The organism is Curvibacter sp. GW821-FHT09D12 (assembly GCF_059416245.1).
Genome location: NZ_JBWKOU010000030.1, coordinates 17,193 through 38,071, shown reverse-complemented (window position 1 = coordinate 38,071; position 20,879 = coordinate 17,193). Strand labels below are relative to the sequence as shown.

19 protein-coding genes are annotated in these 20,879 nt (G+C 67.3%); 8 read left to right on the top strand and 11 right to left on the bottom strand.

Annotated features, from left to right (window positions below; genetic code table 11):
- Positions 1 to 98 precede the first annotated feature (98 nt).
- Both fliD and AC07PT_RS27555 read right to left on the bottom strand, forming a co-directional pair.
- Positions 99 to 815 (bottom strand): flagellar filament capping protein FliD, encoded by a 717-nt coding sequence (fliD, locus tag AC07PT_RS27560; protein ID WP_494658820.1) that lies wholly within the window; start codon positions 813 to 815, stop codon positions 99 to 101.
- Positions 816 to 883: 68 nt separating this feature from the next.
- Positions 884 to 1,399, bottom strand: a complete 516-nt coding sequence (locus AC07PT_RS27555; RefSeq protein ID WP_494658819.1) for a DUF4405 domain-containing protein — start codon at positions 1,397 to 1,399, stop codon at positions 884 to 886.
- Positions 1,400 to 1,535: 136 nt separating this feature from the next.
- Here AC07PT_RS27555 and AC07PT_RS27550 point away from each other — a divergent pair, with 136 nt between their 5' ends.
- Positions 1,536 to 2,111 (top strand): Lcl C-terminal domain-containing protein, encoded by a 576-nt coding sequence (locus AC07PT_RS27550; RefSeq protein WP_492350475.1) that lies wholly within the window; start codon positions 1,536 to 1,538, stop codon positions 2,109 to 2,111.
- A 27-nt stretch (positions 2,112 to 2,138) separates the two neighbouring features.
- Here AC07PT_RS27550 and AC07PT_RS27545 read toward each other — a convergent pair whose 3' ends face one another.
- Positions 2,139 to 2,534, bottom strand: a complete 396-nt coding sequence (locus tag AC07PT_RS27545; protein WP_494658818.1) for a high-potential iron-sulfur protein — start codon at positions 2,532 to 2,534, stop codon at positions 2,139 to 2,141.
- A 118-nt stretch (positions 2,535 to 2,652) separates the two neighbouring features.
- Positions 2,653 to 3,651, bottom strand: a complete 999-nt coding sequence (locus AC07PT_RS27540; protein WP_494658817.1) for a Bug family tripartite tricarboxylate transporter substrate binding protein — start codon at positions 3,649 to 3,651, stop codon at positions 2,653 to 2,655.
- 289 nt (positions 3,652 to 3,940) lie between these two features.
- On the opposite strand from AC07PT_RS27540, the gene AC07PT_RS27535 reads away from it, so the two are divergent.
- A complete protein-coding gene (locus AC07PT_RS27535; RefSeq protein ID WP_492350472.1) occupies positions 3,941 to 5,134 on the top strand; it encodes a porin in 1,194 nt (397 codons plus the stop codon).
- Between the two features lie 155 nt (positions 5,135 to 5,289).
- Here AC07PT_RS27535 and AC07PT_RS27530 read toward each other — a convergent pair whose 3' ends face one another.
- The 4 genes from AC07PT_RS27530 to AC07PT_RS27515 form a co-directional block, all read right to left on the bottom strand.
- On the bottom strand, positions 5,290 to 5,847 hold the full coding sequence (locus AC07PT_RS27530) for an RBBP9/YdeN family alpha/beta hydrolase (protein ID WP_492350471.1): 558 nt from the start codon (positions 5,845 to 5,847) through the stop codon (positions 5,290 to 5,292).
- Between the two features lie 119 nt (positions 5,848 to 5,966).
- On the bottom strand, positions 5,967 to 7,022 hold the full coding sequence (locus AC07PT_RS27525) for a beta-keto acid cleavage family enzyme (RefSeq protein ID WP_492350470.1): 1,056 nt from the start codon (positions 7,020 to 7,022) through the stop codon (positions 5,967 to 5,969).
- Positions 7,023 to 7,080: 58 nt separating this feature from the next.
- The gene (locus AC07PT_RS27520; protein WP_494658816.1) at positions 7,081 to 7,929 is read right to left on the bottom strand and encodes a TauD/TfdA dioxygenase family protein; all 849 of its coding nucleotides are present in this window, start codon (positions 7,927 to 7,929) and stop codon (positions 7,081 to 7,083) included.
- A 35-nt stretch (positions 7,930 to 7,964) separates the two neighbouring features.
- On the bottom strand, positions 7,965 to 8,945 hold the full coding sequence (locus tag AC07PT_RS27515; RefSeq protein ID WP_494658815.1) for a quinone oxidoreductase family protein: 981 nt from the start codon (positions 8,943 to 8,945) through the stop codon (positions 7,965 to 7,967).
- Between the two features lie 130 nt (positions 8,946 to 9,075).
- Here AC07PT_RS27515 and AC07PT_RS27510 point away from each other — a divergent pair, with 130 nt between their 5' ends.
- Positions 9,076 to 10,149 carry an AraC family transcriptional regulator gene (locus AC07PT_RS27510; protein WP_494658814.1) on the top strand — a complete coding sequence of 358 codons (1,074 nt, stop codon included), beginning with the start codon at positions 9,076 to 9,078 and terminating at the stop codon, positions 10,147 to 10,149.
- On the opposite strand, the gene AC07PT_RS27505 is transcribed toward AC07PT_RS27510, so the two are convergent.
- Entirely contained in the window at positions 10,045 to 11,076 is a 1,032-nt protein-coding gene (locus AC07PT_RS27505; protein WP_494658813.1) for an AraC family transcriptional regulator, read from the bottom strand. The two genes, AC07PT_RS27510 and AC07PT_RS27505, sit on opposite strands and share 105 nt — an antisense overlap.
- A 139-nt stretch (positions 11,077 to 11,215) precedes the next feature.
- On the opposite strand from AC07PT_RS27505, the gene AC07PT_RS27500 reads away from it, so the two are divergent.
- The 3 genes from AC07PT_RS27500 to AC07PT_RS27490 all read left to right on the top strand — a co-directional run bounded on the left by AC07PT_RS27500 (position 11,216) and on the right by AC07PT_RS27490 (position 13,752).
- Positions 11,216 to 12,199: a tripartite tricarboxylate transporter substrate binding protein gene (locus tag AC07PT_RS27500; RefSeq protein ID WP_494658812.1), complete on the top strand. Its 984-nt coding sequence runs from the start codon at positions 11,216 to 11,218 to the stop codon at positions 12,197 to 12,199.
- Positions 12,200 to 12,356: 157 nt separating this feature from the next.
- Positions 12,357 to 13,451 (top strand): YeiH family protein, encoded by a 1,095-nt coding sequence (locus AC07PT_RS27495; protein WP_494658811.1) that lies wholly within the window; start codon positions 12,357 to 12,359, stop codon positions 13,449 to 13,451.
- The gene (locus AC07PT_RS27490; RefSeq protein WP_494658810.1) at positions 13,444 to 13,752 is read left to right on the top strand and encodes a Rieske (2Fe-2S) protein; all 309 of its coding nucleotides are present in this window, start codon (positions 13,444 to 13,446) and stop codon (positions 13,750 to 13,752) included. The genes AC07PT_RS27495 and AC07PT_RS27490 overlap by 8 nt, the downstream gene beginning before the upstream one ends.
- 29 nt (positions 13,753 to 13,781) lie before the next feature.
- Here the strand turns inward: AC07PT_RS27490 and AC07PT_RS27485 are convergent, their stop codons facing one another.
- Complete coding sequence (locus AC07PT_RS27485; RefSeq protein ID WP_494658809.1) at positions 13,782 to 14,858, bottom strand: tartrate dehydrogenase; 1,077 nt, start codon at positions 14,856 to 14,858, stop codon at positions 13,782 to 13,784.
- Between the two features lie 109 nt (positions 14,859 to 14,967).
- Between AC07PT_RS27485 and AC07PT_RS27480 the strand changes: the two genes are divergently transcribed.
- The gene (locus AC07PT_RS27480; protein ID WP_492350460.1) at positions 14,968 to 15,876 is read left to right on the top strand and encodes a LysR family transcriptional regulator; all 909 of its coding nucleotides are present in this window, start codon (positions 14,968 to 14,970) and stop codon (positions 15,874 to 15,876) included.
- Between the two features lie 136 nt (positions 15,877 to 16,012).
- Positions 16,013 to 19,849 (top strand): ATP-binding protein, encoded by a 3,837-nt coding sequence (locus AC07PT_RS27475; RefSeq protein ID WP_494658808.1) that lies wholly within the window; start codon positions 16,013 to 16,015, stop codon positions 19,847 to 19,849.
- Positions 19,850 to 20,019: 170 nt separating this feature from the next.
- Here the strand turns inward: AC07PT_RS27475 and AC07PT_RS27470 are convergent, their stop codons facing one another.
- The gene (locus AC07PT_RS27470) at positions 20,020 to 20,856 is read right to left on the bottom strand and encodes a TorF family putative porin (protein WP_492350458.1); all 837 of its coding nucleotides are present in this window, start codon (positions 20,854 to 20,856) and stop codon (positions 20,020 to 20,022) included.
- Positions 20,857 to 20,879: the final 23 nt, after the last annotated feature.

Below are 20,879 nucleotides of genomic sequence, written 5' to 3'. Positions count from 1 at the left end.
GATCGTAGCAGGCTCTGTGGGCGGTGACGCGGGCCACGCGGCCTTTGGCCTGCAAGGGCTTCACACCGCGAGCCAGGCACGGCCTGGTGCTGGCATCGCTATGAACCCGAGGCCTGCTGATACACCGACAAGCCCGTGCTCTGCTGCAGGCTGAGCATGGCCTTTTGCTGCTGCGCCAGGGCGCTGCTGTGCAGATTGAGTTTGGCCACACTGGCGCCCACGTTGCCGTCGCCGGCCAGTTCCTTGTTGGCTGCGGCCTGCACTTGCTGGCCCAACTGGGCCAGGGCCGCCCTCACGCCGGCCGGGTCTTTGGCCAGGGCGGCGGCAAACTTGCTGGCATCTTGCTTCAGGGAGCCATCGGCCTGCACCGACAGCCCCAGCTTGCTCATGGCGCTCTGATTGGCCACGCCACCGGTCAAAGCGCCATCCAGATCGCGACCGACACGCCCCGCCGCTTGGGCCGCCTGGCTTGAGCCCGACACGGCTGCTGTGGTCTTGGCCGCCTTCACCGCCGCATTGAAGGCATTGAAGAAATCCCCGGTGGCTTGGGTCACCTCCGACGCTGACGAGACCGATGACAGCTGGGTCAAGGCCAGCGCAGCCGTCTGGCTGCCTGCCAACGCCGACTTGAGCTGGCCAAACGACGACAGTTGGGCGGTGGTGGCGCTCGCATCGGCCTGGATGCGGGTGGCCGTCTTGGTCAGGGCCGCCGACGCCGCCGCCAACGTGCCCGTCGCCTGAGTGGCCTGCGAGCCGGACCCGTTGGAGGCCGAAGCGCTCAGCAGCGTGTTGAGGTAGGCGGTGTTGATGTTCATGACACCACCGACGCTACCACTTCACGCCCCCGCAGATCGCCCGATTTCAGGGGCCATCGGCCTGCTTTTCAGCGTGCTGCGCCAGCCCGCCCTTGCGCCAGGGTCTTGAGGGCGAGGCCCAGGCGCTCGCGGTCCTTGCCCACGGCCGCAGCCAGCGTGGCCTCATCGTCGGCCAGAGGGATGCCCGCTTCGGCCAGGGCCTGGCGGGCCTGCTCAGGTGTCTTGCCATACAGGGGGGCCAGCAGGCGGATGGGCGCGCCCGACACGGCCTGGAGGGCCAAGCCTGGGGTGGATGGGCCTTTGGGGGCGCCGCCCGACCAAGGCACGAAAGAGCCGGCCAGCACCAGGGCCAACAGCAGCATGAGCCACAGGGCCGGCCCAGGCTTGAAATAACGCTTGAAGCCGAGCCAGTTGGCCAGCGCGTGTACCACCACCGCGGCCACCATCAGCCAACCCACCCATTCGTGCAGGGTCTTCTGAAGGCTGTTGTCCCAGTGGAAGAACATCAGCAGGCCGGTGGCCCCCATCAACACAAATACACCGATGGTGAGCGGCGTGGCCCACTCACGAGAAACCTTGATCATGAAACGAATCCTTGAAACGTCACACACGCTGCAGCCCTTGTGCGGGGCCCGAGCCGACTCATTTTGGCGAGCCAATGTGCAAGCAATTTGAAGAAACGCAAGCCGGTGCACAAAGAGCCTGGGCACAATCCGGAACATGATCATTGCCCTGCCCCGCTCGTTGGCTGTTTTTCTGCTGCTTGGTGCAGCCCTTGGCGTGCAGGCCGCAGCACCCGAGCCTGCAGCGTTGCTGGCTGGCGATCCGCACAGCGACGAGGTTCGAGAGACGGCCTCTGGGCTGGTGTGGGCCCGTTGTGCCGAAGGCATGCGCTGGAGCGGCAGCCACTGCCAGGGCCGCCCCATGCTGCTGACCCGGGCCGAGGCCATGAAGCGTGCCGCCGAGCGCCAGCGCGACAGCGGGCTGGCCTGGCGCCTGCCCACTGCCAAGGAGTTGCAGCGCCTGGTCAAGCTCAACCGCCAGGACGAGGGCCTGGACCCCAAACTGTTTCCGGATGCGCCCCTGGGCTGGCACTGGTCGTCCACGACGCGCGCCAATGGCCAGGCCGTGAACGCCTACCGCTACGACAACATCACCCGCGGCGTGTCGGGCGAGTCGGTGAACCGGCTCAGCTTTCTGCAGGGCTGGTCGGTGGACCTGGGCACGGGTGAGATGAACGGCGAGGTGGCGAAGAAATCGGAACTGCCGGTGCGGTTGGTGCGCAACGAACGCTGAGGCCGATGCGCCGACGCCCGTGAAGGATCAGCCGGGCTTGCGCTCCCAGGCATTGCACCAGCCTGCGGCCGCCACCTCTTTGCCATAGAACAGACCGCAGCCCCCCTGGGGCTGAGCTGCATCGCCGGCATACAAGGCGCAGTTGGCGCAAGTCTGGCCAGGTTTGTAACTGGGGTTCTTGCCCGGGTCGACCCGGGTCGCATCGGCGCGGTAGGCCAGGCCCACTGCGCCGGGGTCGGATTCGTCGAGCAAGCCTGAGCTTGCCTGGGCCCGGGCCAGGCGGGGGGCCGCGGCCCAGGCGCCCAGCGCCAGCGCGGGCAGGCCCAGCAGCCACAGGCGGCGCGTGGAGGCGGGCCGGGTGCGGGCCGCAGGGTTGGGGAGTGAAGAAGTGGTGAGCAGCATGGGGAGCTTGGGGTGCGTCATGACCGCACTATAGAAGCCGCGCAGATCACCTGTGTGGCGCTCGGAATAACGCCGAGATGGCGCAGGGATGACGCTGGGATGACGCCGTGCGGGGCCTGGCACCGGCCTGCGGCAGCCCTCAGTCCAAAACCACCTTGCCCGCCTTGACCAGTTCGGCAAAGCGCTCGGTCTCGGTCTTGAGGGTGCGCGCCATGTCCTCGGGCCGGTCGCCCACGGGCTGGGCGCCGATCTCGTCCATGCGCCGGATGAAGTCGGATGACTGAATCACCTTGACCATCTCGGTGTTGAGGCGGGCCACGATGTCGCGCGGCGTGAGCGCCGGCGCCAGCACGCCGAACCAGGTGCCGATGTTGAAGCCCTTGAGGCCGGCCTCGTCCAGCGTGGGCACCTCGGGCAAGGCAGGCGAGCGGCTGGCGGTGGTGACCGCCAGGGCACGCAGCTTGTTGCTGCGGATGTGCGGCAGCACCGGGGTGATGGTGTCAAAGGACATCGTGATCTGACCGCCCAGCAGGTCGGTGGCCAAGGGGCCGCTGCCTTTGTAGGGGACGTGGGTGAGCGCCACGCCCGTGTTGTTCTGGAACTGGGTGCCGATCAGGTGCTGGGCCGTGCCATTGCCGTTGGAGCCATAAGTGGCCTTGTCGGGCTGGGCCTTGAGCAGGGCCACCAGTTCGGCCACGCTGCGCACCGGTGTGGCGCTGTTGACCACCAGCACATTGGGCACCACCGCCACCATGGTGATGGGGGCGAAGTCTTTCTGAAAGTCGTAGGGCAGCTTCTTGTAGACGCTGGTGGCAATGGTGTGGTGCACCGCGCCCATCAGCAAGGTGTAGCCATCGGCCTTGGACTTGGCCACATAGTCGGCTCCGATGGTGGCACCCGCCCCTGGGCGGTTGTCGACGATCACGGGCTGGCCCAGGCTCTTGGCCAGGGCCGTGCCCAGGGCCCGCGCCAGCACGTCCGTGGTGCCTCCGGGCGGAAACGGCACCACCAGGGTGACGGGCTTGGCGGGCCAGGCCTGGGCCTGGGCGGCACCGGCAAGGCAGACCAGCGCCCCGACCGCGGCCTGCAGCAGCAAACGCCGTCGAGGCCTGGATGCCCCAGTTGGGTGAAAGTTCATGTCGGTCTCCTGAATGGGGGCTGGCCCTTGTTTGAAGACCGACTTTAGGAGTTCATGCAAGTTGTGAATCACCCCGGAAGTGAATCCACAGTTAACTCAGATTCAAGAATCGGGCCCCATGCCAACCCGGATCCCAGGGATCGGTACAGACCCCTAGCTGGCATGAAATGGCAAGAGCGTGTCGCCTTTTGCGAGGTGCCCGGCAACCGCCAAAACTAGATTCCCACCCCAGGACTCCTGCACCAGGAGACCTCCTGAAATCCAGCTTTTGAACCACATCGGAGACCTCATGAAAACCCGCACACTCACCACCAGCGCGCTCTGCCTGCTCGCCGGGGCGGCACAAGCCCAATCCAGCGTGACGCTTTACGGCACCCTGGATGCCGGGATCGTTCACCAGACCAGCTCGGCGGCCGGCTACTCGACCAGCTTCCCCGGCATGGCCAGCAACACGGGTCGCCTCACCAAGTTCCAGGACGGTGGCATCGGCGCGAGCTTCTTCGGCTTCAAGGGGACAGAGGACCTGGGTGGGGGCCTGAAAGCCCACTTTCAGATGCAGGGCAACATCAGCCTGGCCACGGGCGCAGGCAACCCGATCAGCGGCAGCCTGACGCCCAGCACCGCGGTCTTCAATCAGATTGCCACGGTGGGTCTGGGCGGTGATTTCGGCGACATCAAGGTCGGGCGCCAGATCAGCCCGCTTTACTACGCACTGGCCTACACCGACCCGCGTGAAGGCCGGTATTTCGGCAGCATCCTGGGCGCCCTGGTGGGGATCAACAGCTCGGCGGGCTGGGCTGGAACCACCACCAATGCCCCTCTGGGCGCCATCTACGATGACAACTCGGTGGTCTACACCTCGCCCACCTTCCGTGGGGTCACGGCCCATTACCAGCACACCTTTGGCAACGTGGCGGGCAACGCCAGTGCCGGGTCGCGCGATGCCCTCACACTGCTGTACAAGGCCGGCGGCCTGAAGGCCTCGGCTGCCTACTACAACGCCCGCGATGCCTACACCCTGCCTGCGGCCGCCACGGGCGCCAGCAACAACCGCCTGGTGCATCTGGGCGCCTCGTATGCGTTGGGCGACTTCAGCGTGAGTGCGGGCTACATGGGGGCCAAGAACCCCTCGGGCGTGGCCAGTGGCCAGGGCATTCTGAGCGCTGCCCGGCCGGCCTACGGCAGTGCCAGTGGCCGGGCCCACTACGATGTCTTCAGTCTGGGCGGCAGCTACCAGGCCGCGCCCCTGGTGCGGCTGACTGCGGGGCTCTACCGCATCAACGACAAGGCCGATTCGACCAACAGTTCACAACTTTGGGCGCTTGGGCTGGACTACCGCCTGAGCCCGCGCACCACCGCCTATGTGCAGGCGGGCCAGGTGAACAACAAGGGCACCATGAACCAGGCCATGGTGTATGGCGTGCCCGTGGCCGCCGGCCAGTCGACCACGGCCTACATGGTGGGGATCCGTCACTCCTTCTGAAGCTGACGGCTCAGTCCTGCCGGGTGACGTGCAGCCCAAGGGCTGCGCGCGAGTACGTCGCCAGGCAGGCTGGGAAGGGTTGAATCACCGTTCAAGCCCGCCGAGCCTGACCACGCCAGCCCGCACCTGAACGGCCCGCAGCGCGGCCCGGTCCATCAAACGCGCAGCTGTTCCAACAGCGTCAACGCCAGGGGCCAATCACCGTAGCCAGAGGCCGGATTCAAATGGCCCACGGCCCCCAGATCCAGGCATTCACTGCCCCACTGGGCCACCAGATCCAAGATGCGCGCCCTGTCGCCCAGGGGGTCGTTGCGGCTGAGCGCCGCCAGGCTGCGAAACGGCAGCCGCTGCCTGGGCACCGGCAACCAGCCGGCCTGGGCCAGTTCGTCCAGGCTCGGGTAGCCCGGGGGCATGGCGGTTTCAAAATCAGGTGGGGTGGCCAACAAGGCGCTGTGCACACGGTGGCACTGGCCTGAGGCCTGGGCCCAATGCGCCAGCATGATGCAACCCCCGCTGTGGGCCACCAGTTGCACCGGCCCTTCAATGGCACTGACGGCTTGTTCGATGGCGCGGACACGGGTCTGGCAATCCAGATCCTGGCGGCCCATGGCGGGCACGCTGCGCGCGTCGGGCAGGCGCTCGGCCAGCAGGGTTTGCCAGTGGCCTGGCACCGCATCGCGCAGGCCAGGAACGATCAGAACAGTGGGAAGCATGGCGCATCTCCGGGCTGTAAGAAGACATGAAAAAAGGGCGCTGCCTGCGCACGCGCCCTGCACACACCCGCCAGCGCCCGGTCGGCGCAGGGGCGGAGCCGTGTCACCGTGTCATCGCGTCAGACTGGCTGGGCCAGGCCGCGCTGAGCAGGCCGACGGTTGGGGGCAAAGCCGTTGGCCGCCAGGGTCTGGTCGGCGTTGTCGTAGAAGGTACCGATGCGGTAAATCTCTCGGGCCTCTTGGGCATTGGCCACATCACGGCCAAATTCTTTCGCCAGGCGCACCAGTTGTTCGATCTGCTCGACCGTGCCCATCTTGCGGTCGCGCCGCTGGGTCCAGAGGTTGTCTTCAATGCCACAACGCACGTGCAGGCCCATGGCAATGGCCATCATGTTCAGGGGCAGCACGTTGAGCATGGACGACTCCAGGGTCAGCACCGAGCCGTCCGGGCAGCCACGCACAAAATTGGCCAGGTTGTACAGGTTGGGCTGGTCAAACCCCCCGCCAATGGCCACCCACGTCAGGATCAGCGGCACGTTGCAGACCCCCCGGCGCATCATGCGCTCGACCGTCTCCAGCTGGGTGATGTTGGCCAGTTGGAAGTGGGTCTGGATGCCCTTGGCAGAAAGGCGGCGGATGTGTTCCTCCACCCAGTCCGGGCCGGCTGGAATCGTCATCTCCCGGTAGGCGTGGTACATCGCAGGTTGCGCCAGCGTGGTGCCACGGATGTCGGCCTCGCACATCTGCTCGACCACGTTCATCTGGTTGGTGTTGATCGCGATGGTCACCTGGTCGGGGGTGGGGCTGAGCTCCGCCAGCATGTGGCGGGTGTCGTCGGACAGCCATTTGGCCACGTCGCCGTCGCCCTCGGGGGCGAACGAGATCGAGCCCCCAACCTGCAGGATCATGTCGGGCACGCGGGCCCGGATGCCGGCCAGCAACTCATTGAATTTGGACAGGCGCTTGGAGCCCTTGCCGTCGAGTTCGCGCACGTGCAGGTGCAGCACGGTGGCGCCCGCGTTGTAGCAGTCGACCGCCTTCTGGATGTGCTGTTCCATGGTCACGGGGATGTCTTCAGGGAAGTCTTCGGGCATCCACTCAGGGCCGTAGGGGGCCGCGGTGATGACCAGTTTTTGCTGGTTTTCAGGAAAGTTCGAGCCGTCAAGGAAGTTCATGGTGTGTCTCCGGATGGAATGGCAAATGGGGGGGGCTTGAAACAGGGCCTGCAGCGCGTCAGTACGGCTTGTCGCCGATGATTCCGGCGCGCTCCATCTTGCGGTGGCAGGGCGGGTAGTCCATCACCGCGTAGTGCTGGGTGCTGCGGTTGTCCCAGATGGCCACGCTGTTGGGTTGCCAGCGCCAGCGCACCTGGTACTCAGGGACCATGGCCTGGTTGATCAGGTACTGGAGCAGTGCGGCACTGCCCTGGGTGTAGTCCTGGCCATAGCGCACCCGTTCGGGCGTGTGGAAGTTGGTGAAGTGCGTCGTGAAGGCATTGACGAACAAGACCTTCTCGCCGGTTTCGGGGTGAATGCGCACCACGGGGTGTTCGGCGTCAGGAAACTGCGCCTTCAGGGCCAGGCGCTTTTCAAGCGGCATGGCCGCGCCGAAGGTCGCCTCGATGCTGTGCCGCGCGCGCAGGCCCTCGATCTGCTGCTTCACGCTGTCGGGCAGGCGCTCGTAGGCCAGCACCATGTTGGCCCACTGGGTGTCGCCCCCCACCGGCGGGCACTCGACACAACGCAGCACGCAACCCATGGGCGGGGCCTCGCGCCAGGTGGCGTCGGTGTGCCAGGCGTTTTCGTAGCGATCGTTGGCTTGCTCGGGTGATTTGTAGATGCGCACCAGGCCGGGGTGGTCAGGGTCGCTGCCGGCCACGGGGTGGTCCTCCAGTTCGCCAAAGCGACGGGCAAAGGCCACATGGTCGGCCCGCGTGATGTCCTGGTCGCGCAGGAACAGCACGCGATGGCGCAACAAGGCAGCCCGGATCTCGGCGAACAAGCCCTCGTCACGCGCGGCATCGGCCAGGCTCACGCCTTGGATCTCGGCACCAATGGCACAGGTCAGTGCTTGAATTTTCATGTCATGTCTCCTGTCGGTCTTTTGGTGGTGGTCGCTCAGATCACGAAGATCGACGACCCGGTGGTCTGGCGTGATTCGAGTGCCCGGTGCGCCTGTACGGCGTCTTGCAGGGCATAGCGGTGCTCGATGTCGACGCGGATGCGGCCTGCCGCCACGTGCCCGAACACCTCGCTGGCCAGCGCGGCCTTTTCAGCGGGGTCGGCGATGTAATCCGCCAGGGCCGGTCGCGTGAGGTACAGAGACCCCTTCATGGCCAGCAGTTGCGGATCAAAGGGCGGGATGGTGCCGCTGGCCGTGCCGACACACACCATCAGGCCGCGGCGCTTGAGCGAGTCGAGCGAGGCCATGAAGGTGCTGCGCCCCACGCTGTCGAAAACCACGTCCACCCCCACGCCACCGGTGATCTCGCGCACCCGGGTGGCCACGTCTTCATGGCTGTAATTGATGGTGGCCACGCAGCCGTGGGCCTTGGCCACTTCGGCCTTGGCCTCGCTGGACACGGTGCCGATCACGTTCACGCCCAACAACCGGGCCCATTGAGCGACCAGCAGGCCCACGCCGCCCGCAGCGGCATGCAGCAGCAGCGTCTGGCCGGCCTGGAAGTTGTGGATCCGACGCATCAGGTAGGCCGAGGTCAGGCCGCGCATGGTCATGGCGGCGGCGGTTTCACAGGAGATCTCGGCCGGTAGCCTGATCAGCGGTGCCGCCGAAATGACCCGCTCGGTGCAGTAAGCCCCCAGGGTATTGAGAAAGCCGGTGTAGGTGACACGGTCCCCCAGCGCCAGGTGGTCGACCCCCTCACCCACGGCCTCGACCACACCCGCCGCTTCAACCCCGATGCCGCTGGGCAGGGGCACCGGGTAGGTGCCGTTGCGAAAGTAGGTGTCGGCGTAGTTGAGGCCCACGGCAACGTGCCGCAGCCTGACCTGGCCTGGGCCGGGATCCCCCACGGCCACTTCTTCGAGGCGGAGCACTTCGGGTCCTCCGGTTTCATGCATGCGAACGGCGAGCGCCATGGTCTTGTCTCCTGCAAAGGCGTCAATGAATGAGGCAACTCTAGGGATTGACCCGACTGGCGGCTTTGCAAAACATGTCTCAAACTTTGCATTTCATGCCAAACCCAGCCCCACAAAGCGCCCTGAACCCATGGCCCACCTGATTCGCTCCGCTGTCCTGACCAAGTTTCTGGAAGTGGCTCAGGCCGTGAACCTGAACCCCCAGGACGTGCTGCGCCAGGCGGGATTGACACGGGCCTTGATCGAAGACCCGGAACAACGCATTCCGTCGCGGGCCGCCGTGAACCTGCTGGAGGCCGCTGCCCGGGCCTCGCAATGCCCGACCTTTGGCTTGCGCATGGCACAGGCCCGGCAACTGGCCGACTTTGGCGTGGTCAGCCTGTTGATCAGCCACCAGGCCACCTTGCGCGATGCGCTGGCCACGCTGCTGCAATACCGCCACCTGCTCAACGAGTCCCTGGCCATGCAACTCGAGAACGTGGGCAAGATGGTGATCGTGCGCGAAGAGGTGGTGGTGGGCATGCTGTCGCCGCAGGCCACCGAGCTGGCCATCGGGGTGTTGTTTCGAATGTGCGCGGCTTTCCTGGGCGGCGCCTGGCACCCCCACAGCGTCAACTTCACCCACGCGGCGCCAGCCGACCTGTCGGTTCACCGCAGGGTCTTCGATTGTCGGGTCGAGTTCGGCAGCGAGTTCAATGGCTTCGTGTTCTCGTCGGCCGACCTGGATGCCCCCAACCCCTCGGCAGACCCGGTGATGGCCAGCTATGCCCAGCGGTTTCTGGAGTCACTGCCGAGAAACAGCCAGCACAGCACGACCGAGGCGGTGCGCCAGGCCATCTACCTGATGCTGCCCATGGGCCGGGCCAACAGCGAGTGCGTGGCCCAGGGCCTGGGTTTGAGCGTGCGCACCATGCAGCGCCAGCTGGATGAGGACCAGGCCAGCTTCACCGACCTGCTCAATGAAGTGCGCCGCGAGCTGGTGCAACGCTACCTGGCCAATGCCCAGTACAACATGACGCGGATTGCCGATTTGCTGGGCTACAGCACCCCCAGCGCCTTCACCCGCTGGTTTGCCACCCATTTCGGGCAATCACCGTCCTCATGGCGGCGCATCCAGGCGCAGCAGATCCTGCCCGCGACGCCACGCAGAAGCGCTGCACCCGAAACGCAGGCGAAACCAGTATGCGAAGGCGCTGGGTGCTGAGAACCCGAGCAGGCCCGCCACCTCATTCAGCGGGACGTCACTGGCCTCAAGCTGACGCTGCACCAGCTCTTGCCGAACCTGATCGAGCAGTCGAGAGAAGGTCACGCCCTCCAGGCTCAGGTGGCGATGCAGGGTGCGCCGGTCCACGCCCAGATGGGCCGCCACCTGCTGGGCCGTGCAACGTCCGCCAGGCAACAAGGCCACGATCAATTGGCGCACGGTTTCATGGGCCTGCTGGGGTTGCCGGCTCAGGGCCTGGTCGAGCAGCTTCAGGGCAAAGCGTGCCATGTGCGGATCGCTGTGATTGAGCGCGACGTCGAGCTGTGCGGCCGAACAGACAATGCCGGTGAAGTCCTGGTTGAAGGCCAGCGTGGGCCCAAAAAATGCCCTGTGGCGCGCCTCGTCCCGGGGGGGCCGGTGCATGAACGCCACCCGCAGGGGCTGCCATTCGGGGCCCAGCAACTCTTTCAGGATGCGGAACATCACCCCCAGCGCCAGCTCGGTGGATTGGCGGATGGACGCCGAGCGCGGGACCAGCAAGGCCTCGCGGATGGTGACGGTGTCGGCCAGCCTGTCCAGGCGGGTCAGCAGCGAGGCATTGAGCAGGCGCAGGTAGCGGAACAAGGTGTTCAAGGCCGCCAGCGCAGTCGGCTCGGAGCGCATCACCAAGCCAATCGGCCCGAGGTTGGACAAGGTGCGCCCCGCGGCCAGGCGCAGCCCGAAATCCTCGATGCCGCTGGCATGCGCGCTGTCTTCCAGCAACTGGGCCACGGCGTCTGCGGACACCAGGGTTTCGGGGTCGTCCAGCGATCGCGGTGGCAAGCCCGCATGGCGCAACATGGCAGGCGCGTTCAAGCCCAGGGACTGCGCCAGGTCTGGGTAGCCGCTGAGGCTGGCACTGCGCACGGTGCGGAGGGTGAGCGCCATGAAATGTCCCAAATTCGAAACTTGATGTCCCAAATTATCAAGCATCGGCCGACCGCCCTGCCTACGATGACGGCATGGCTGAAACAGACCATGCACGGTCCCTTGAACCCGACCGGCCCCCAACCATCAGGAGACAAAGATGAACCTTCACACCCTCAGCGCCCTGACGCGCCGAGCCGCCTGTGCCGCCGCGCTGGCGCTGGCCCTGCCCTCGGCCATGGCCTGGACAGAACGCCCCGTGACCCTGCTGGTGCCGGCACCCGCCGGCGGCACCATGGACGTCATTGCCCGCCTGATGGCGGACCAGCTCGGCACGGAGCTGGGCAAGCCCGTGATCGTGGACAACCGCCCTGGCGCTGGTGGCGCCATTGCCGCGCAGGCGTTGAAGAGCGCGCCCCCTGACGGGCAGACCTTGATGCTGACCGCCAGCAATGTGCTGACCGAGATTCCGCACGTCATGAAAACGGGCTTCGACCCCCTGCGCGACATCAAGCCGGTGGCCGTGGTGGCCCGCGCCGGCATGGTGCTGGTCGGCAACCCGGCCCTGCCGGCCAAAGACATGAAAGAACTGGTGGCCTACCTCAAGGCCAACCCGGGCAAATTCAGCTTTGCCTCGTACAGCGCGGGCACCAGCTCGCAATACGCCGGCATGATCCTGAATCAAAAGGCAGGTCTGGACCTGCAGCACATCCCGTTTGCCGGCTCACCGCCCGCACTCACCCAGGTCATGGGCGGGCAGATTCCGATCATGTTCGATGGCATCGTGACCTCACGCGCCATGGTTCAGGCAGGCAAGCTGCGCGCCTTTGGCGTGGCCTCGAAGCTGCGCTCGCCCCTGCTGCCTGAGGTCCCCACACTGGCTGAACAAGGCTACCCGGACCTGGTGTTCAGCAACTGGCTGGCCGTGATCGCGCCTGCAGGCCTGCCCAACGAGCTGCTGGAGAAGATCCACACCGTGATCGCCCGGGCCGCCCAGGCCCCCAAGGTGCGTGAACGCATGACCGCTGCAGGCTTTGAGACCGAAGCGCCGCAAACACCCGCCCAGTTGGCCCAGTTGATGAAGGCTGACTACGAGCGCAATGGCGCCATCGTGCGAACCTTCAACATCCAGCTCAACCCCTGAGCCTGGGCCCGGCGCACGCCCCCCGCCACCCGTTCCCCTCCCTCCCCGGTCTTCCCGCTCCCCAAGCCGCCCTGGGCGGCTTGACGGGTGGCATCGCCCTGCGTGCCTGAGTCTCGGCGAGACAGAGTCCCCTTCCCTGCTTCCAAGGATTGCCACCATGAACCTCCCCAAGCTGCCGCTCCCACCCCTGGCCAGCGCCGCGACCCTGGGCCCGGGGCTGCTGATCAGCGCCATCGTGGCCGTTGCAGCCCTGTTTCTGGCGGATCACTATGGCGCGCCGGTGATGCTGTTTGCCTTGCTGCTGGGCATGGCGGTCAATTTTCTGTCGCAAGAGGGGCGCTGCCGCCCAGGCATCGAGTTCGCAGCGCGCCAGGTGCTGCGTTGGGGCGTGGCCTTGCTGGGGCTGAAGATCACGGCCGACCAGGTCCAGTCGATGGGCTGGCAACCGGTGGCCATGGTGGTAGTGGCTGTGGTGGCCACCATCGGCTTTGGCATCGTGAGCGCGCAGCTCATGGGGTTTCAGAAATTCTTCGGCCTGCTCAGCGGGGGGGCTGTGGCCATCTGTGGCGCCTCGGCGGCCTTGGCCCTGGCGGCGGCGTTTCCGCAGCACCCGCAAAAAGAGCGCGCCACGCTGTTCACGGTGATCGGCGTGAGCACTTTGTCGACGTTGGCGATGGTGCTGTACCCCCTGGTGGTGCGCTGGTTGCAGCTGGACCCACTGAACGCCGGCTTCTTTTTGGGCGGCACGATCCACGATGTGGCGCAGGTGGTGGGTGCCGGCTACAGCATGGGCACCGAGGTGGGAGATGCCGCCACGGTGATCAAGCTGATGCGCGTGGCCATGCTGGTGCCGGTGATCGCGTTTGCGGCCTGGATGACCCTGCAGCACGAACGCACCCAGCGCCAAGGCCAGACGCCAGGGGATGGCCCGGGGGCCGCCCCGGATGGGGCCCAGGGGATGGCCCAAGGGGGCACACGCCCCCCCTTGCTGCCCTGGTTTGCAGTGGCATTTGTGGCCTTGGTCATGGTCAACAGCACAGGCTGGCTACCCAGGCCCCTGACCCAGGCCGGCAATGAAGCCTCGCGGGCCTGCCTGGTGGCCGCCATGGCGGCCATCGGCATGAAAACCCATCTGAAGGACATTCTTTCGGTGGGCTGGAAGCCAGTGCTGCTGATGCTCCTGGAAACCCTGTTTCTGGCCGTCCTTTTCTATGGGCTGATGCAATGGGCCGGGCTGCACAGCCATGGCTGAGTGGGTCAGCGTTTTGCCCCTGGAGACCCTGCGCCAGCAGGGTCGGGCCCTGGTGCGCGTGGCCGGGCGCGAGTTGGCCTTGTTTTGGGTCGACGGCACCCTCCATGCGCTCGAAGACGCCTGCCCGCACGCGGGCGCCTCGCTGGCCTTCGGCACACTGGAAGGCCATTGGGTGCGCTGCCAGGCCCACGGCCTGCGCTTTGATGTGCGCAGCGGGCAGATGGCTGGGGCCAAGGGCTTGTGTGCCCACCGCTTCGAAGCCCGCGAGCGCGACGGCTGGGTTGAAATCAGCCTGGACTGAAACCCGGCCACCCTGATCAGGCCACCGGTTCAGATCGAGGTAGCCCCCAGGTGGGCGCACACCGCCTCGGTCACCTGGCCGGTGGTGGCCCGGCCCCCCAGATCGCCGGTGTGCAAGGCCGAGTTGGCGGTGACGGCTTCGATGGCGGCCATCAGGCGGCGCGCGGCATCGTGCTCGCCCAGGTGCTCCAGCAGCATCACCACCGACCAGAACGTGCCCACCGGGTTGGCCAGACCCTTGCCCATGATGTCGAAAGCCGAGCCATGGATGGGCTCGAACATCGAGGGGTAGCGGCGCTCGGGGTCGATGTTGCCGGTGGGTGCGATGCCCAGGCTGCCGGCCAGTGCCGCCGCCAGGTCGCTGAGGATGTCGGCATGCAGGTTGGTGGCCACCAGGGTGTCCAGCGTGGCCGGCCGGTTCACCATGCGCGCCGTGGCGGCGTCGACGATCTCCTTGTCCCAGCGCACGTCCGGGAACTCGAGCGCCACCTGGGCGGCGATCTCGTCCCACATCACCATGGCGTGGCGTTGCGCATTGCTCTTGGTGATCACGGTCAGCAGCTTGCGCGGCCGCGACTGGGCCAGTCGGAAGGCAAAGCGCATGATGCGCTCCACGCCCACCCGGGTCATCATGGTGACGTCGGTGGCGGCTTCGATCGGGTGGCCCTGGTGCACCCGCCCGCCCACGCCGGAGTACTCGCCCTCGGAGTTCTCACGCACGATGACCCAGTTCAGGTCTTCGGGCCGGCAACGCTTGAGCGGCGCATCGATGCCCGGCAGGATGCGCGTGGGCCTCACATTGGCGTACTGATCAAAGCCCTGGCAGATCTTCAGGCGCAGGCCCCACAGGGTGATGTGGTCGGGAATGTCAGGATCGCCGGCCGACCCGAACAGGATGGCGTCCTTGCCCCGCAGGGCCTCCAGGCCATCGGCGGGCATCATCACGCCGTGGCGGCGGTAGTGGTCACCGCCCCAGTCGAAGTTTTCGAATTCGAAACCGAAGCCAGCGCCGGTGGCCGCCAGGGCCAGCATCACCGCCTGGCCTGCGGGCACCACTTCCTTGCCAATCCCGTCGCCGGGGATGGTTGCGATCGCATAGGTCTTCATGGCTGTGGGTCTCCGACAGAAATTGAGTGCTGTCACTGTAGGGAGGCCCGGGCCCGTTGGCGCGCCGCTATAGTGAAACCATCGTTTACTTGAATTCAACAATCACGCCATGTCCGAGCTCATTCAACCTGCCGACCTGGGGTTTTTCTCGGTGCTGGCCAGTGCTGGCAGCCTGAGCGCCGCGGGCCGCGAACTGGGGGTGACCACCCCGGCAGTGAGCAAGCACCTGGCCCAGATCGAGGCCCGGCTGGGGGTGCTGTTGATCAACCGGACCACGCGCCGCATGAGCCTGACGCCCGAGGGCGAGCTGTACCTGGCCCATGCACGCCGCATCCTGGGTCAGATCGACGACATGGCCGAGCTGCTGGGTGTCTCGCGCTCGACCCCGAGCGGCCTGCTGCGGGTGAATGCCACCCTGGGCTTCGGGCGCACCCACATCGCCCCCATCATCTCGCGCTTCGCACGCACCTACCCCAAGGTGGAGGTGCAGCTCCAGCTGTCGGTGAACCCGCCAGCCCTGACCGACGACAGCTACGACGTCTGCATCCGCTTCGGCGCACCGCCCGATGCGCGGGTGATTGCCCAGCGCATCGCCCCCAACCGGCGCCTGCTTTGCGCAGCCCCGGCCTACCTGAAAAAGTTCGGTACCCCCAAGGTGCCCAACGACCTGATCGGGCACAACTGCATCGGCATCCGCCAGGGCGAAGAGGCGTATGGCCTGTGGCGCCTGACCCCGCTGCGGGGTCGGCAAGACCGCACCGAATCGATCAAGACCCGCGGTACCCTGAGCACCAACGACGGTGAAATTGCCGTCAACTGGGCCCTGGAGGGGCACGGCATCCTGATGCGAGCCGAATGGGACATCGAGCGCCATCTGCAAAGTGGTCGCCTGGTGCAGGTGCTGCCGGGCTACGCCACACCCGATGCCGACGTCCATGCGGTGTACCCGCAGCGCCACCAATCGGCCACCCGGGTGCGCGCCTTCATCGAGTTTCTGAAACAGTCGTTTGCCCGCTAAGGCCTCCGGCCGCCGCACCGGCTTTCAGGTGTCATTTGGTAACAAAAATGCAAACCCATCCAGAGGGAATCGACCGTCCATCTAGAATCAATTTTTAACATTTAGCCCCGCCACGGCCAGACGAGCGGCTTGTTGAATGGTGACATCTCTCTCTTCAAGTGCTCCCGGGGCAGGTCTGTCGTTGCGGTTTTTCGGTCCCTTCGAGGTTCGCCTCGACGAGGGCCCGGTGCTGGCGTTTCCGTACGACAAGGTGCGCGCCCTGCTGGCCTACCTGGCCCTGGAGCCTGCTGAGCACCCGCGCGAGGCCCTGGCCCTTCTGCTGTGGCCCGACCTGGAAGCCGAACAGGCCCGGGCCAATCTGCGCCGCTGCGTGTTCGATCTGCGCCGCTGCCTGGGCCCGGCCGGGGCTGACTGGATTGGTGGCGGCCACCGCGCCCTGCGCCTGAGCGACCAGGCACTGATCCATTTCGACGTGCCGGCGTTCGAGCGCAGCGCCACTGCGGTGGTGATCAGCCCGGAGGAACTGGCCCTGCGGCTGGAGCAGCAACTGGCGCTGTACCGCGGCCCCCTGCTGAGCGGGCTGAGCCTGCCCGATGCGCCCGAGTTCGAGGCCTGGCTGTTGGCACGCCGCGATGCATTGCATCGGCGGGCCCTGGCCTTGCTGGAGGAGCTGATCACCCACCACGAACAGCGCCACGAAGCGGCGCGCGCCCTTCAACATGCCCGGCGTGCCATCGAGCTGGAGCCCTGGCGCGAATCGCTGCAACGCAGTTGCATGCGGTTGCTGGCCCGCCACAGCCCCGAGGCAGCCCTGGCCCACTTCGACACCTTCGAGCGCCAGCTGGAACAAGAGCTGGGGGTGCGCCCCAGCCCGCAGACCCTGCAACTGGCCGAGCAGATCCAGCGCCAGTGCCAAAGCCAGGCCCCCGCCGGCACGGAGCGGCCGGCCAGGGTCGAGCGGCGCCGGCTGGTGGCCCTGGTGGCCGAACTGGACCTGCACCACCCCGGCGACGACGCCAGCACCCTGCTGCAGCAGGCCCTGAGCAGCGCGCAGGCCAGCCTGCAGGCGCGCGGTGCCCATGTGGCCCTGGCCGAGCGCGCCGAGCTGCTGGCCTATTTTGGCCACCCGGTGGCGCGGGAGCAGGCGCCCCGGGACGCCGCCGAAGCCGCGCTGGACCTGGCCGCCGCTTGGCAGCCCTTGGGCGCCTTGAGCTGGCGGGTTGGCCTGCACGTGGGCTGGAGCCATGGCAGCAGCGATGCCAACCGGCCCGACGAAGCAGGCACCCTGGCCCGAGAGGCTCGTCGCCTGGCCTGGCAAGCCCCGGCCCGGGGACTGGTGCTGGGGCCGACACTGCAACGGCGGCTGCACAACCATTTCCAGCTGAGCATGCTGGAGGGCCCTGATGCCCCCTCGCACGCCCTGTTGCTGGGCCGGCGGCCCCTGCCCGCCCACCCGCAGGCGAGTGAGCCCCAGCCCCCCCGGCTGCTGGGCCGACAGAGCGAACTGGCGCAACTGAACCAGCTGTGGCAGCAGGTGGGCCAGGGCGGGCGGGCCGCCGCCCTGCTGCTGCGCGCGGAACCCGGGTTGGGCAAATCGCGCCTGGCGGCCACACTGGCCCGCCAGGTGCAGCAGGAGGGTGCCCAGGTGCTCACACTGCGCTGCCAGGCCGAATCGGCCCACACGCCCTACTTCGCATGGCTCGAGAGCCTGCCCGCATGGCTGGGGCTGGACCGCGATGCCGCCTCGTTGAACCAGCAAACCCTGGGCCAGGCCTTGGCCGCCTTGGGCCTGGAGCAGCCGGACCAGCTCCAACGTTTGCTGGGGCTGCTGGACAACAGGCCTCTGCCCCCCGAAGCTGCCGCCCAGGACGACACCCACCCGGCCGAGCGCAAACGCCACGAGCAAGCCTTGCTGTGCGAACTGATCGTGGCCCTGGGCCGGGGCGATCCGATGCTGCTCTGGGTGGACGACCTGCACTGGGCCGACGCGGCCACGCTGGAAACCCTGGCCCGCCTGGTAGCCCTGGGGGGCCCTGTGCTGCTGCTGGCCACGTCACGCCAGGCCCTGCCCCCGGCCCTGGCGCACAGCGGCATGGCTGAAATGACGCTGGGCCCGCTGTCCACCCACGCCGCGCGTGAACTGGTGCAGGCCCTGGCTGGGGCCCAAGCCCTGAACGAGGCTTGGCAGGCCGCCATCGTCAGCCGGGCCGATGGCGTGCCTCTGTTTGTGGAAGAACTGACCCGCGCCTGGCTGGCGGGCCTGAGCGAGCAAGTGCCCGACTCGCTGTGGGATGTGCTGGCCGCCCGGCTGGACAGCCTGGGGCCGGCCAAACACATCGCGCAGCTGGCGGCAGCCATCGGGCGTGACTTCAGCGACGCCTTGCTGCTGGCCCTGGGTGAGCCAGCCGACCGGGTGGCCGACGGGCTGGAGGCCCTGCTGCGCTCGGGCCTGCTGCGCCGGCAGCGCAGCGGGGCCTACCATTTCAAGCATGCGCTGGTGCGCGATGCGGCCTACCAGTCGCTGGCCCAGGCCGAGCGCCGGGCCATCCACGCCCGGCTGGCCCAGGTGCTGCGCACCCACTTTGCGGAACGCCTGCAGGCCCACCCCGAAATCCTGGCCCACCACCTGAGCGAAGCCACCGACCCGGGCGCGGCCCAGGCCTGGCTGGCCGCCGGCCGGCAGGCTGCCGACCGCTCGGCCCACGCCGAGGCCCTGCACGACTTTCAGGCGGGGCTGGTGGCCTTGCAGGCCCTGCCGCCCACGGAGGCCTACCGGGTGCGCACCGAACTGGAGCTGCAGGTGGCCCTGGGCACCTTGCTGGTGGCCACCGAAGGATATGGCTCCGAGACCGCCAAGACCTGCTTCATGCAGGCTTGGGCCTTGAGCGCGCTGGCCCCACCCGAGCAGGACCGCTTCCCCCTGATGTGGGGGCTGTGGATGGTGGGGCGCAGCAGCGCCGACGAACACCCACTGGAGTTTGCCGACCGCCTGCGCGACCAGGCCGGCCCCAGCCCCGACGCCGCCACCCAGCTGGCTGTGGCCTATGCCTATGGCAACAACACCCTGTGGCTGGGCGAACTGGTGCAGGCCCAGGCCCACCTGGAGGCCGCCGTGGCGCTGAGCCGCCAGGTGTCAGGCAACACCCTGGTGCGCCGCTTTGGCGAAGACATCGGCGTGGCTGCCCGGGCCTTGCTCAGCTGGGTCTGCTGGCTGCAGGGGCGGCTGGAGTCGGCCCGCACCCTGGCGCAGGAGAACCTGCAGCACGCGCGCCACCTGGATCACGCCCACAGCCTGGGCTATGCGCTGGGTTGCGCTGCGGTGCTGCACCGCCACCTGGGCGACCTGGAGGGTGCGACAGCGCTGAGCCACGAGTTGCTGGCCCATGGGCAGCGTCACCAGTTGCTGTTGTGGCAAGCCGGTGGCGCCACGGTGTTGGGCTGGACCTTGGCCACCCAGGGCGATGACCGCGGCCTGGACACCCTGCACCAGGGCGTGGCCGGTGCCCGGCAGGCGTTTCGCATCATCGAGCTGACGTTCATGCACATCCTGGCTGACGCACTGCTGCGCCTGGGGCGCAGCGATGAGGCCCTGGCCGTGACCCGCGATGCGCTGACGCGCGCCCAGGCCAACCACGACCTGCACCTGGTGGCCGACTTTCTGCGCCTGCAAGGCGATGCACTGCTGAGCCAGCCGCACGCCGACCCCGCCGAGGTGGCCGGCTTGTACCAGCAGGGCTGGCAACTGGCCCAGACCCAGGGCGCCCACCTGCTGGCCTTGCGCTGCGCCACCGCGCTGGCCCGGCTGTGGCAAGGCACGGCACGCCAGGCCGAGGCCCAGGCCCGCCTGAGCCAGGCGCTGGGCCGGGTCGACGCGCCAGTCCGATCCGCCGATGTATTGGCCGGTATATGGGCTGATGTGCGGGCCGCCAGGCAGGCCTTGAACCCACAGCCCAGCCTGGAACCGGTGAGCTGAGCCGCACGGATCGAGGTGCGCGAGCCGCCAAGGCCCCGGGGCAGGACGCCGCTGCCGCCGGCAGTTGCGTGTGCGTGAATCTGGCGGCCAGCGGCAGCCTGCCCGGAACCCCTGGGCAGCCGCGCCTCAGACCCGAAACGCGGCGCTTGATGACGAAGCGGCGGCGACGCTCAGAAGGTCTTGCCCAGCGAGAGCACGACACTGGGGCGGCCCAGCTTTCTGGCGTCGGCCCCGGCCGAATTGCCCGCCTGGTAGTACGCCGTGTCGGCGTTGCTGCCCACCAGCGCGGCCCCAAAGTTCAGGCCATGCCAATCTTTGGCGAGGCCGATTTTGTAGTCGGTGTAAGAAAGCTCGCCGTAATGGCGCACCGAGGTGTGCCCCAGGTGCAGGCCGAGCGTGAGCTGGTCCCCCAGATCCAGGTTGTAGTTGAGGTCAAGGTAGGTGCTGCCGCGCGAGCCGCCCCGATTGGGCAAGGCGCTCCAGTAGGCATAGGCGGCAGTGTCGCCCTTGAGGCCGAAATAATCGCTGACCGCATACGAGAGCTTGGCACTGAAAGGGCCGTGGCTGAGGCCGGCGTACAGCTCGGTGTTGTCGTAAGCGTTGGCGCTCGGCTGGGCCGGTGCGCTGTTCAGGCGTGCGCTCGGGTAGAGGTAGTGCAGCAGGCCCAGGTCGGCGCCCCACTCCGGCGCCAGATCAAAGCGGTAACCGCCATAGAGGTCGACCTCCAGGCTGGCCCCGTTGTTGTAGCTGTTGGACGACACGCTGGAGTTCCAGTTGCCCAGGTACCAGCCGCTGGCATGGGTGTAGTCAAAGCCCCCTTGCACGGCCGGCTGGCGCCAGCTTTGGGAAATGCCCCGAAAGCGGTAGTCCGACACCAGGCTCAGATTGCCGGTGAGCGTGTGTGCCGAGGCGTCGGCAGCAGCGGGTTCGCCGCTGGCCTGCGCCAGGGCGGCGCTGCAAAACAGGGTGAGCGCCAGGGGCGCCAGAACGTGGCTTGTCTTGATCATGGAAGGGTTGCCATCCGGTGATG